Origin of the sequence: Aneurinibacillus sp. Ricciae_BoGa-3 (assembly GCF_028421645.1) — a bacterium.
GTDB lineage: Bacteria > Bacillota > Bacilli > Aneurinibacillales > Aneurinibacillaceae > Aneurinibacillus_B.
On sequence record NZ_CP116887.1, the window covers coordinates 4278544 to 4290339 of the forward strand.

Genomic DNA, 11796 nt, shown 5'->3' on the forward strand with positions numbered 1-11796 from the left:
TATAGAAAAGGAGTTCCTGAATAGGGAACTCCTTCTTTCAAAGCATGGCAAGAATAGCATCCTTCCCCTTCATGCCCGGTACAATTCCCATCTGTTCAGCTGTAAACGTAACCGATTCCAGCGGTGCTTCCAGCAGTTGATCAATTGTCCGAACCCCTAGGGCCCGGCCTGCAATAATGTTTCGGTCTGCGAGACGCTCATTAAGCAGGGCAATATCCAATGCCCCGCACATGATATATCCCTTATCTGTTGTTACAACAAGCAGGGTGGTCTTCGGTAACTGCACAGATATGGCAATAACCTGTTTGCCATTCATCTCAATAGGCTTCATCTCTATCATACACGGCTGCCTCCTCATTCTGTATCAAACATCCGTAAAATGTTTCATACAAGGGTGTGCTCCTCCCTATACTATGAAGGCAACCAGCGCTTGGTTACGCTAATGTTTAGTGATACCACGGCGATTTATCTGTTGATTGGGGAGCCTCGATTCCTTCTTCCAACAATTTAATGCGCAGCATCTCCATCAGATAAAGGCCTAGCATTTGATAAATTTCGCTCTCCTGCATGTCACTGATCCAGTCGATCATGGCTTCTTTATTCTGTTCCTGAAGAATGCCCATCACAACTGTCATCACATCATCATCGTTTCCGGTAAACCGGTCTCTATATAGGTTGAAAATATCCTCAATAAGTTTCAACAGTGTTACCCCCTGTGTTAAAATCACGCCGTCTTTTCATCATTGTATCCTATGTGAGATAAAAGAACCACAAAATAATGTCCCCCCGCCAATACCAAACATACTTGATACGATTCCCACAATAAAAGAAAGCACAATGGCAAGCACTGGATGTTCGAAGTCATCTTTGATTTTTTTATCCAGCAAAAAAAATGACGTGCTGAACTGTTTCAAGTTCGCACGTCATTTATGTGGAAGCTATTATCCGATTGAACCTTCCATTTCAAATTTGATCAGGCGGTTCATTTCCACAGCGTATTCCATTGGAAGTTCTTTGGTAAACGGCTCGATGAAGCCCATAATAATCATTTGCGTTGCGTCCTCTTCTTTCAGGCCGCGGCTCATGAGGTAGAAGAGCTGCTCTTCGCTTACCTTTGATACAGTCGCTTCGTGTTCGAGTGTAATATTGTTGTTCAGGATTTCATTGTAAGGAATCGTATCCGAAGTAGAGAGTTTATCCAGAATGATGGTATCACATTTTACATTGGATTTTGATCCTTCAGACTTGCGGCCGAAAGTAGTTAATCCACGGTATGTTGTTTTACCGCCATGTTTGCTGATGCTCTTTGAAATAATAGTTGAACTGCAATCAGGAGCCAGGTGAATCATTTTCGTGCCGGTATCCTGGTGCTGGTCTTTGCCGGCAACCGCAATTGAAATAACCACGCCTTTGGCGCGAGGGCCTTTCATAATAACGGCAGGATATTTCATGGTTAGCTTGCTTCCGATGTTGCCATCGATCCATTCCATTGTGGCATCCTCTTCCGCAACGGCACGCTTCGTAACAAGGTTATATACGTTTGGCGCCCAGTTTTGGATGGTTGTGTAGCGGGTGCGCGCACCTTTTTTCACCACGATTTCAACTACTGCACTGTGCAGAGAATGCGTGCTGTATATTGGTGCTGTACAGCCTTCTACATAGTGAACAAAGCTATCTTCATCGGCAATAATAAGCGTGCGTTCGAATTGGCCCATGTTCTCTGAGTTAATGCGGAAGTACGCCTGAAGTGGTGTTTCGCACTTAACACCTTTCGGAACATAGATGAAGCTGCCTCCAGACCAAACTGCGCTATTCAATGCCGCAAATTTATTATCAGTCGGCGGGATAACCGTGCTGAAGTATTCTTTCACAATCTCCGGATATTCACGCACGGCTGTGTCCATATCGCAGAAGATAACACCCATATCTTCCAGGTCCTTCTGCATATTGTGGTACACAACTTCTGATTCGTACTGCGCGGATACACCGGCAAGGAATTTCTGCTCGGCTTCCGGAATACCGAGACGGTCGAACGTGTTTTTAATTTCTTCCGGAACTTCATTCCAATCGCGGCCTTGTTTTTCAGACGGTTTTACATAATAAGTGATGGTTTCAAAATCAAGTTCAGTTAAATCCCCGCCCCATGTTGGCATAGGCATGGATTGGAAAATTTCAAGCGATTTCAGGCGAAAATCAAGCATCCACTGTTCTTCACCCTTAATCCGTGAAATCTCTTCAACTATCTCCCTTGTTAATCCCTTTTTGGCACGGAATACAGATATATCCCTATCATGGAAACCATACTGGTATTCCTGCAATTCTGGAGCTTTTTTACTCACTTTGCATCTCCTCCTATAAGGCGCCTTTACGCCTTGTCGTGATCTGCCGTCTCACTAACGCCCTTTTGCATGGCTTTCCAGGCAAGCGTAGCACATTTGATCCGGGCTGGAAACTTGCATACGCCTTGAAGAGCTTCAATGTCACCAATGTCTAACTCGTCCAGTTCATCCTCTACATCTTCGCCCTTCATCATGCGGGAGAAGAGGTCCGCCATATTTAACGCTTTATCAACGTCCACCCCTTTGATGGCATCCGTCATCATGGAAGCCGAAGCCATACTGATTGAACATCCTTCACCGGTAAATTTAGCATCCCTTACTTTGCCATTGTCTATTTTAAGCTGCAGAGAGATACGGTCTCCGCAGGTTGGGTTGTTCATATTTATTGTAAGCGCGTCATCTTCAAAAGCACCCCGGTTGCGGGGGTTTTGGTAATGATCCATAATGACGCGGCGATACAGATCATCAAGAGAAGACATTGCCGAAATACTCCTTTGTTTTAAGTAATGCTTTAACGAAAGTATCCACATCTTCTTCCGTGTTGTAGAGATAGAAGCTTGCGCGTGCGGTTGCCGAAGCTTTAAGGAATTTCATCAACGGCTGAGCACAATGGTGTCCGGCGCGAATTGCAATGCCCTCCGTATCCAGTACAGTGGCAAGGTCGTGTGGGTGAACCCCTTCAATATTGAAGGTAACAAGACCACTGCGTTCTTCCGGTCCATATATCGTCATGCCCTCAATGGCACGCATTTGTTCCATTGTATATTTTACAAGCTTCAATTCATGCTCACGGATAGCGTCCAGGCCGATCGATTCGATAAAGTCTATCGCTGCCCCTAAACCGATTGCCCCGGCGATGATAGGCGTCCCGCCTTCAAACTTCCAGGGCAGTTCCTTCCAGGTTGAATCGTACAGTTCAACAAAGTCAATCATTTCTCCGCCGAACTCAATCGGCTCCATGGATTCAAGCAGGCTTTGCTTTCCATAGAGTACACCAATTCCGGTCGGTCCCGCCATTTTATGGCCGGAGAAGGCGAGGAAGTCGCAGTCTAAATCCTGCACATCTACACGAATGTGCGGGGCAGCCTGCGCGGCATCGACGACCATAACACCGCCATTGCGGTGGACGATATCTGCCACTTCTTTAACCGGATTAACCGTTCCCAGAACATTGGACACATACCCCATGGCAACCAGCTTGGTTTTCGGCGTAATGGTTTGTTCTGCAGCTTCGAGGGTGATCGTTCCATCAGGCTGCAACGGAATATATTTTAACGTTGCGCCGATGGCTTTTGCAGCCTGCTGCCAGGGAATGAGGTTGCTGTGGTGCTCAACCTGAGTGATTACAACCTCATCTCCCTCTTTAAGCACGCTGCGGGCATAACTCCACGCTACAAGGTTTAATCCAGTAGTCGTACCCCGCGTGAAGACGATTTCTTCCATTGCACGTGCGTTGATAAACGCTCGGACTTTTTCCCGGGCACCTTCATACCCATCCGTAGCAAGTGTTCCGAGCGTATGAACACCGCGATGTACATTAGAGTTGTATTCGCGGTAATAGCGGTCAACGGCTTCGATCACCTGTACCGGCTTCTGAGAAGTAGCCGCACTGTCTAAATACACGAGCGGGTGTCCGTTGACTTCCTGTTTCAAAATAGGGAACAGTTCCCGAATCTCCTTCGCATTCATTAGGATAACTTCCCTTCTGTAATAGCTAGAAGTCGTTTCTGCACACCTTCAATGGGCAGCTGATCGAGCACAGGTGACAGGAATCCGATAATAACAAGGCGTTCAGCTTGTCGCCGTGATATCCCGCGGGACATTAAATAGTACACCTGTTCCGGATTAACCGGTCCGACTGAAGCGGCATGTCCCGCCATTACATCATCTTCATCAATCAAAAGCATCGGGTTGGCATCTCCGCGGGCGCGATCGCCAATCATGAGGATGTTTTCTGCCTGCTGTCCATTTGCCTTCTCACAGCCTTTTTTCATTTCCGTCAGTCCATTGAAAATGGCGGTGGATTCATCAAGCATAACGCCGCGGACCAGGATATCACTGTCGGTAGATTTTCCTTTATGCAGAACGCGAGCCATAAAGTTTTCTTTCTGGGTTCCGGTTCCGATTGCGACCGATTTAAGACTTGCATTCGAGCCGTCTCCATCCAGTACTGTGGTCGTATTGGATACGGTATTGCCGCTGTTCATTTCGCCGAGCAGCCACTCAATGCGTGCATCTTTTGCCGCAATGGCGCGGCGGTGCGTATAATCTGTAACATTGGCCGACTGGTTGCGCAAAGATGAATAACTGATTCTCGCTCCATCTTCTGCAAATAGTTCAACCATGCTGTTCATTACCACAGGTTTCTCATGCTGAATACCGGCAACGTTCTCTACGATCGTTACGGAGCTGTTGACTCCGGCTGCCACAATAATGTGAGGCAGCAGAGCCACCTCTTCCTCTGCGGCCCAGAGGACAATCTGAAGCGGTTCGGTAATTTCCACATTCCGCGGTACATAAACAAAAACGCCGCCATTCCATAATGCCTGATGCAAAGCGGTTACTTTATGCTGTTCTACTCCGCTTTGGAATAGGTATTTTTTTACGAGCGTTTCCTGCTCCCGAACCGCCTGAGCAAGCGGCATGAACAGGACACCCTGTTGTTTCAGGGAATCGGAAAGCCCGGAATAGATAACGGATGAATGTTTCTGAATGATTACGTTTTTATTCGCCTCATCAAGCAGCTGTTTGATTTCTTCCGGCAGCTTTTCAAGGGTATTTACCGCTTCTTCCTTTTTATAAGGGACAAGCCGGTCAATGTTCCATTTGTCAATTTTCGTTTTTTCAAGTTTGGGCAGAGGGAGCTGTTCATATCCATTTAGGCCGTCAGCACGAAGCTGGTTCACCCATTCAGGCTCCTGCCCTTCCTGAGAGATACGGTTAACCGTCTCAATATCGAATTGCACGTTGGCTTCTACGCTCATTACGTTCCCCCCTGCCTTACGCTTCCGCGCCTACTGTTTCGTCCTTGATGCCGAGTTCTTCCTTAACCCAATCGTATCCATTTTCTTCAAGCTTCTGAGCCAGTTCTGGACCGCCGGATTTAACAACGCGGCCCTGCATCATAACGTGTACAAAATCAGGTTTTACATAGTTAAGCAGGCGCTGATAGTGGGTAATCATAAGTACGCCCATCTCAGGGCTGCGCAGTTCATTAACGCCTTTGGCTACAACTTTCAGAGCATCTATATCGAGACCGGAGTCAATCTCATCCAGAATGGCAATGCGAGGTTTCAGCACCATCATTTGGAGAATTTCGTTCCGCTTCTTCTCCCCGCCGGAGAAACCTTCATTTACATAGCGGTGTGCGAAAGATTCGTTCATTTCAAGATAATCCATTTGTTTATCCATCTGCCGGATAAACTTAATGAGTGATATTTCTTTGCCCTCTTCCTGGCGGGCATTAAGTGCACTGCGGAGGAAGTCAGCGTTTGTTACACCGCTTATTTCGCTTGGATACTGCATCGCCAGGAATAAGCCTTTGCGCGCGCGTTCGTCTACATCCATCTCTAATAAGTCTTCGCCGTCGAAGCTTACCTTTCCCTCAGTAATTTCATATTTCGGGTGGCCCATCAGAGCTGAAGCAAGCGTGGATTTCCCTGTTCCGTTCGGTCCCATGATGGCGTGCACTTCTCCGCCTTTTATTTCGAGATTCAGGCCCTTTAAGATTTCCTTGCTATCGATTGCTACATGTAGATTTTCTATTTTTAAATGCGGTGTTCCAGCCATGAATACATTCCTCCATTACCGTTTGTCTGCTGAACTTGCCATAAAATTTTCATATTTATGTCCAAGTTGACCATGCATATCATTTATACTATATAGTATAACACACTTGCAAATCAACGAAAGACCTATAACTATATTTTTTAAACAATTTTGTTTAAAAAGTATAGCTGCGTTTACAAACTAGATACTTTATTACATCATAGTATAAAACGGGAAGAGATTTTTACTCTCTTCCCGTTTTATTGTCATTTTTAGCAGGAATTTTTCCCTTACCGTTGTTTTATGTGAATATTTTAGTTAATCATGATGGCGATTTTGTTGAGTATCAGTCTGTTCATGATGCCTTTGTTCATGATCGTTTTGTGGATGCTCACTTTGCAGATGGCCATTTTTCTGACGACCTTCTCCCTTCCCGCGGCCGTGCTGGATTTTGCCCGAGCTATGCTCTTGCGGTTCCCTGCTGTTTCTCTCTTCTTGTTTCTTCCCAGGCATCGTCTCTTTTGCTCCCTGCAATGGATGAACGTGCGCATTATGAACCGGCTTAACAGCGGCGCCATCAGAAGCCTGAATAGGATGCGGCGATATGGCAGATGGCTCTGGCTTAACCAGGTGCGGCGTTTTCACAGGAACATGCTCCAAAGGCTTTGTGGTTGCCGTCCGTTTGTGCTGCTGGCTGGCTTTTTTTTGATTGAGCGCTGGGCTTGCCTCTTGTTTCCCGGTGTACTGTAGGGCACCAGTGATTGCCGAGATGCCGCCCAGACGGGAAGAAATCTCAGAAATACTGAGTTGTGCCATTTGCCGGCTGCTCATGTTAATCTTTTTTTGTTTTGCCAGTTCATAAAGTTTATATTTTCCAATCGATATTTTTTCACGACCGGCTTGCTCTCGCTCTTCCTTATTGCCTTCCATAAAGGTTATGGTCGTCCCATCGCCCAATTTAGCAGCAAGGCCGGGAAGTGATAATTGAAAGAGCTTTTTTATACTGGCTGCATCTTTGTTGTCGGCTACTGCGACGGGGACGATGAGTATGTCATGGGTCCCCTTCGTCAGATAACCCTCCCGTTGGGCCTGATTGATGATTAGATCTGTCACCTCTAATATCGGGCGATTTTTCCAATCAATGGAGGCTAACAGGCTGCTGCCATCAGCATTTTCTCCTGTTGCTGCCATAACGCGGTCTCTACTGTCTACTTCAAGTTGTACGCTTGGGTTTATATCGATAGACACCGCTGCAGATACCGGTTCAGCCCGATTCCACATTGGAATGCTAAATAACAGCAGTAAAACCACGGCCGCAACTGTAAGAAAAGATTTAGAGTGGATGGCGGCCGTTCTCTTCAAGGGACGCGGGCCTTGGACAATTTGTTCAGCAAAGAATTCAATGGTATCCCCCTCTCTCTTGGAACCATTAACTGCATGAACCTTATAAAATTCCCCTCCTGCCGCCATCACGGTCAAATGATGCTTCCCTGTCTTTAGCACAACTCCCTTCATCATGTGCCCCATCCTCCCTTCCTGCTGACTTAGGCTGAATATAAGAACGTAAATAACGGTAATCTTCCAGTAAAATAATCGTGATGGCTACTATGTAATTTCGGTTTCTTTCAATGGTCTTCCTGGAAAATGAAATATGTTCCATGAGGCGCTTTACGGGTATTTTCTTTTTTTGCAAAAAGAATTCCCGTAGTTCCGGAAGCTCTGCAATAACGGCAGCTATTTGAATCATATTTTGCCGTGCATCTGTGTGAGAAGGTGTATCATAAGGCAAATCCTCTAGTTCAATCCCGAATTCCTCCAGCCGATCCTTGTAGTGCTGCACTTCTTCCCGCCTATAATCCGCTTCCAGTTGTCTGTGGTAATCCTCCAGTGATAGCCGGGCGTCCCATCCATTTGACTCCTGATCGCGGTCTGTAAATGTGCTATCAAAAGCGTTATCCAAGGGAACCAGAAGGTTTTTTCGTTTATTTTTTCGGATATAGTCAATCACCCGCCTGCGAATAACCAAACCCGCAAACGAAAGAAATAAACTGCCTTTTGTGCTGTCATACCGCGTTATCGCCTCGTTAAAAGCCTCCAGCCCCACACTGAATTCCTCATCACTGGATTGAGAAATATAACGTTTGCAGACTGCCGCCACACATTTTCCAATAAACGGCTTATAGTTATCCAGCAATTCATTGCGCAGCCGTTCATCTCCTCCCTGAATTTGCGCTACAGCCCGTAGGAGAGAGTTATTGTGATCCATTTGCAGAGGTTTCTCTTTTTGCTTTCTCTTTCCAAGAAAAAGTGTAAGTAACAACTGTTTTTTCACCTCGCTAAAAAGGTATTCGAAGTTCTATCCCAGCTTTTGGGGGTGACAACAACAAAAGGCGGCCTGCAACTGATCTCAGGCCGCCTTTTCTATATTGTAAGGGCTGTTTATTTATTTAGTTGAGCTTCCCATCTCGTTAAGCGTTCGCTCAATTTGGTCAGTCGTTCCTTTAAGGCAGCAACCCATTCTTCATCATTCAATTGCTTGGCCATCGTCATTAAATCAAGCGCATTATCAATCTGATTGCGAAGAATAAACAATAAATTGCCGTTATCTATTGAAACGCAGTTCTCAAAAATCTGGGCCACAGTTTCACCGGAAACATACTCTCGAAAATCTACTTCAGGGGCCATGTCAGCATGTGCGTACTCTGATAAAATATCATACTCTTCTGCAATCTCGGGATGAACTTCTACCCGGCTGCAAACCGGACAATACATAATGGGTACGTTATGGATTTGCGTTTTAAAATGGCGCAAACTGCCAAACGTTCCAATCATGCTAGCTCCGCAACAAAAACTCATCTCGATTCCTCCTCTAAACGCCCATACCCTATTGTAACGTTATTTATAACTTTTAACAGCCCTAAAATATGGTACGCTTGTTTTTTAATTTTTACCACCGCGTGTCTGGACCTACACAAGAGTAACTATGCAAAGCGGGTGGCACATCAAAAAAAGAGGAGGTGCTGTTAGCACCACCCTCCATCACAATGTTCTACATAACTGTCTACTTGTACAATGTCCGCATTATTCATGCGGAAAATGCGCTGCTGATCCATCTCAAACCCGGCATTCATAGCAAAATTGGTGCTATCATAAGGAATGTGGCCAATTTCCTCACCATTATGAGTGAGCACAATGCAGTCATCGGTCATTTCACCGCGAACATGATTTGTAATATCGATTCGGGATACGTCTGCCATAGGATCACCTCAGTTAAGGATAAATGATAATAATGTTATTTTACCGTATCACGGCAGATTTTATCCTCCTGCTTAAATTATCAGGCAGCGAATGCATCATGCAGCGGCAAGGGTAGCAAAAAAGGAGTGCCCCAAAATGAACACCCCTTTCGGCAGTTGTTATTCTTTTACCAGTTCTTCATAAGCCGCACTATCCATTAGCTTTTGCAGCTCTGCTTCATTGGAGATTTCCACGGCAATCATCCACGCTTTTTCATAAGGGGATTCATTCACCAGTTCAGGAGAATCTTCGAGTTCGCCGTTTACCTCTACGACTTTTCCGCTCAATGGAGCATATAGCTCAGATACCGTCTTTACTGATTCGACACTGCCAAATGGATCATCCTGCTTGATTTCGGCACCGACTGATGGGAGTTCTACAAATACAATATCCCCAAGCTCAGATTGGGCAAAATCAGATATGCCGATATACGCTTTATTTCCTTCTACACGAACCCATTCATGCTCTTTGCTGTATTTAAGATTACCCGGTGTGTTCATGACTGGCTGGCCCTCCTTATCACATTTCATTTATCTATTTGTTATTCAGCTGCATCAGTGTGAAAGACTCTGTCCAGTCTCTTCTCAAGCATCTTTAGCCCTTTTTCCCCCGCCTGATAATGGCGAAGTTTCAAATCTGCGCCAAACAAATAATAAGCAGGCACATACTGGTTCTGATAAGCATCGACAAGCTTGTAGGAATTGTCAATCGCTACCGGGTGCGTCAATTTATAGCGCTGGATTGCTTCCTTAATCGCCGAGATGTTCGTATCTTTGTCCGACCGGGGCTTATGGATGCTGATCACCTGCAGCCCCTTAGGCTTGTAACGGTCTCGCCATTCGATTAACTGCGGAAGCGTCTCTTTGCACGAGTGACAGCTAATAGACCAGTAGTGAACAAGCACAGGGTTTCCCCTTAAACTAGCTTTTTTCACTTCTCCATTGACCCACTGTGAAACCCCTGAAAATTCAGGCATATCCTCTTGCAATTTCACGCAGTACGGCCCCCCTGATTGACTGGATTGGAAAAGAAGGACCTAACAATGGGTTAGGTCCTTCCTGGAGTATAAACAAACGAAGAACTCTCCGTTTTTTTTATTACCCTTTAAGGAGAGCCTGACCAGGTCTCCAGTTAGCCGGGCAAAGACCGCCGGATTGGAATGCCTGAAGCACGCGGAGCGTCTCATCAACACTGCGGCCAACATCAAGGTTGTGGATAGCGGAGTACATAACAACACCTTCTGGGTCAATGATAAACAGACCGCGAAGCGCCACACCTTGTTCTTCAATATAAACACCGTATTCTTGAGAAACTTTATGAGTATTGTCAGATGCGATTGGTAAGTTTAGCTTGCCGAGACCATTTTCATCACGAGGCGTATTGATCCAGGCGCGATGGGAGTACTTACTATCTGTGCTAACTGCCAGCAGTTCAGCGTCGAGCTCTTTAAACTGATCGTAGGCATCGCTCATTGCTGTGATTTCTGTCGGGCAAACGAAAGTGAAGTCAAGCGGGTAGAAGAACATAATTAACCATTTGCCTTTGTAATCAGAGAGCTTAGCTGTTCCAAAGTTCTCCCCGTCACCCAATGCTGTTTCCATTTCAAAATCTGGTGCAGGTAAGCCAACAAAACGTTGTGCCATATGTAACTACCTCCCATAAAGTATTTAAAACTTCCGGTGAAACCGGAAAACATAACACGAAGGTCTGGAAAGTCTTTCCGAAGAAATCATAACAAGTAAACATATAATAGTCAATATAAACTAACAACTATTATAATTAAGCTGTTTTCTTCAAACCCGCTATATAGTTTAGCCACGTTATCGGGGAAGTATTCCGATTCTTCCGTTCGGCGCAACTTTTCCTAACACGTCTGCCGGTTTAACAAAGAAGATTCGGAGTTATCTTTGCCATGGCAGGCCATAGGCACTCTTTGGTATTACCACTACGCCCGCTTTTTGAATCAGCGGGAACTCCAATTGTTTTCCATGTCCTCTTCTTTAAAACCCACCGTTACCCTTCCGTTTCCTGCGATCAGCGGACGCTTGATAAGTTTACCGTCAGACGCAAGCAGGTTAAGCATCTTTTCTTCAGACATTTCCTTTAGTCTATCTTTAAGGCCGAGCTCCCGGTACGATTGGCCGCTCGTATTAAAAAACTTCTTCAAATCAAGCCCGCTTTGCTTCCAATATTGGCGCAATTCATACGCTGATGGGGGCTGTTCGACAATCGGAATTTCTTTATAGTCGGTTCCCTGTTCATCGAGCCACTTTTTTGCTTTTCTGCATGTGCCACATTTGTTATACAAATACGCTTTAATTTCTGTCATCATACACTTCTCCTTTAGTCGCAAAAGAATAACACAACAACGAACTGCCTGAAGACACAATAT

At 45.5% G+C, this 11796-nt stretch carries 15 protein-coding genes; all 15 read right to left on the minus strand.

Annotated features, from left to right (window positions below; genetic code table 11):
• Positions 1 to 37 precede the first annotated feature (37 nt).
• Positions 38 to 340, minus strand: coding sequence for a YunC family protein (locus PP175_RS21865; protein WP_272440336.1), 303 nt, complete (start codon positions 338 to 340; stop codon positions 38 to 40).
• A 106-nt stretch (positions 341 to 446) separates the two neighbouring features.
• Entirely contained in the window at positions 447 to 701 is a 255-nt protein-coding gene (locus PP175_RS21870) for a DUF6154 family protein (protein ID WP_272440337.1), read from the minus strand.
• Positions 702 to 941: 240 nt separating this feature from the next.
• Positions 942 to 2339, minus strand: coding sequence for a Fe-S cluster assembly protein SufB (gene sufB, locus PP175_RS21875; RefSeq protein WP_272440338.1), 1398 nt, complete (start codon positions 2337 to 2339; stop codon positions 942 to 944).
• A gap of 26 nt (positions 2340 to 2365) precedes the next feature.
• Complete coding sequence (sufU, locus tag PP175_RS21880) at positions 2366 to 2818, minus strand: Fe-S cluster assembly sulfur transfer protein SufU (RefSeq protein WP_272440339.1); 453 nt, start codon at positions 2816 to 2818, stop codon at positions 2366 to 2368.
• Positions 2805 to 4028: a cysteine desulfurase gene (locus tag PP175_RS21885; RefSeq protein WP_272440340.1), complete on the minus strand. Its 1224-nt coding sequence runs from the start codon at positions 4026 to 4028 to the stop codon at positions 2805 to 2807. The genes sufU and PP175_RS21885 overlap by 14 nt, the downstream gene beginning before the upstream one ends.
• On the minus strand, positions 4028 to 5323 hold the full coding sequence (sufD, locus tag PP175_RS21890; protein ID WP_272440341.1) for a Fe-S cluster assembly protein SufD: 1296 nt from the start codon (positions 5321 to 5323) through the stop codon (positions 4028 to 4030). Before sufD ends, PP175_RS21885 begins: the two co-directional genes overlap by 1 nt.
• 16 nt (positions 5324 to 5339) lie before the next feature.
• Entirely contained in the window at positions 5340 to 6128 is a 789-nt protein-coding gene (gene sufC, locus PP175_RS21895) for a Fe-S cluster assembly ATPase SufC (RefSeq protein WP_272440342.1), read from the minus strand.
• Between the two features lie 297 nt (positions 6129 to 6425).
• The gene (locus PP175_RS21900) at positions 6426 to 7625 is read right to left on the minus strand and encodes an anti-sigma-I factor RsgI family protein (RefSeq protein WP_272440343.1); all 1200 of its coding nucleotides are present in this window, start codon (positions 7623 to 7625) and stop codon (positions 6426 to 6428) included.
• Positions 7552 to 8427: an RNA polymerase sigma-I factor gene (gene sigI, locus PP175_RS21905; protein ID WP_272440344.1), complete on the minus strand. Its 876-nt coding sequence runs from the start codon at positions 8425 to 8427 to the stop codon at positions 7552 to 7554. The genes PP175_RS21900 and sigI overlap by 74 nt, the downstream gene beginning before the upstream one ends.
• A 119-nt stretch (positions 8428 to 8546) precedes the next feature.
• Positions 8547 to 8963, minus strand: a complete 417-nt coding sequence (locus PP175_RS21910; RefSeq protein ID WP_272440345.1) for a hypothetical protein — start codon at positions 8961 to 8963, stop codon at positions 8547 to 8549.
• A gap of 167 nt (positions 8964 to 9130) precedes the next feature.
• On the minus strand, positions 9131 to 9364 hold the full coding sequence (locus tag PP175_RS21915; protein WP_272440346.1) for a DUF2553 family protein: 234 nt from the start codon (positions 9362 to 9364) through the stop codon (positions 9131 to 9133).
• A 159-nt stretch (positions 9365 to 9523) separates the two neighbouring features.
• Positions 9524 to 9904 (minus strand): glycine cleavage system protein GcvH, encoded by a 381-nt coding sequence (gene gcvH / locus PP175_RS21920; protein WP_272440347.1) that lies wholly within the window; start codon positions 9902 to 9904, stop codon positions 9524 to 9526.
• A gap of 41 nt (positions 9905 to 9945) precedes the next feature.
• Positions 9946 to 10398, minus strand: coding sequence for a redoxin domain-containing protein (locus tag PP175_RS21925; protein ID WP_272440348.1), 453 nt, complete (start codon positions 10396 to 10398; stop codon positions 9946 to 9948).
• 103 nt (positions 10399 to 10501) lie between these two features.
• On the minus strand, positions 10502 to 11047 hold the full coding sequence (locus PP175_RS21930; RefSeq protein WP_272440349.1) for a peroxiredoxin: 546 nt from the start codon (positions 11045 to 11047) through the stop codon (positions 10502 to 10504).
• A 320-nt stretch (positions 11048 to 11367) separates the two neighbouring features.
• The gene (locus PP175_RS21935) at positions 11368 to 11736 is read right to left on the minus strand and encodes an arsenate reductase family protein (RefSeq protein WP_442870398.1); all 369 of its coding nucleotides are present in this window, start codon (positions 11734 to 11736) and stop codon (positions 11368 to 11370) included.
• Between the last annotated feature and the right edge of the window lie 60 nt (positions 11737 to 11796).

Coding starts and splice junctions, on each gene's coding strand:
- PP175_RS21865 (WP_272440336.1), bottom strand. CDS start 340: ATGATAGAGATGAAGCCTATTGAGATGAATGGCAAACAGGTTATTGCC.
- PP175_RS21930 (WP_272440349.1), bottom strand. CDS start 11,047: ATGGCACAACGTTTTGTTGGCTTACCTGCACCAGATTTTGAAATGGAA.
- sufC (WP_272440342.1), bottom strand. CDS start 6,128: ATGGCTGGAACACCGCATTTAAAAATAGAAAATCTACATGTAGCAATC.
- PP175_RS21915 (WP_272440346.1), bottom strand. CDS start 9,364: ATGGCAGACGTATCCCGAATCGATATTACAAATCATGTTCGCGGTGAA.
- gcvH (WP_272440347.1), bottom strand. CDS start 9,904: ATGAACACACCGGGTAATCTTAAATACAGCAAAGAGCATGAATGGGTT.
- PP175_RS21910 (WP_272440345.1), bottom strand. CDS start 8,963: ATGAGTTTTTGTTGCGGAGCTAGCATGATTGGAACGTTTGGCAGTTTG.
- PP175_RS21900 (WP_272440343.1), bottom strand. CDS start 7,625: ATGATGAAGGGAGTTGTGCTAAAGACAGGGAAGCATCATTTGACCGTG.
- PP175_RS21885 (WP_272440340.1), bottom strand. CDS start 4,028: ATGAATGCGAAGGAGATTCGGGAACTGTTCCCTATTTTGAAACAGGAA.
- sufD (WP_272440341.1), bottom strand. CDS start 5,323: ATGAGCGTAGAAGCCAACGTGCAATTCGATATTGAGACGGTTAACCGT.
- PP175_RS21935 (WP_442870398.1), bottom strand. CDS start 11,736: ATGATGACAGAAATTAAAGCGTATTTGTATAACAAATGTGGCACATGC.
- sufU (WP_272440339.1), bottom strand. CDS start 2,818: ATGTCTTCTCTTGATGATCTGTATCGCCGCGTCATTATGGATCATTAC.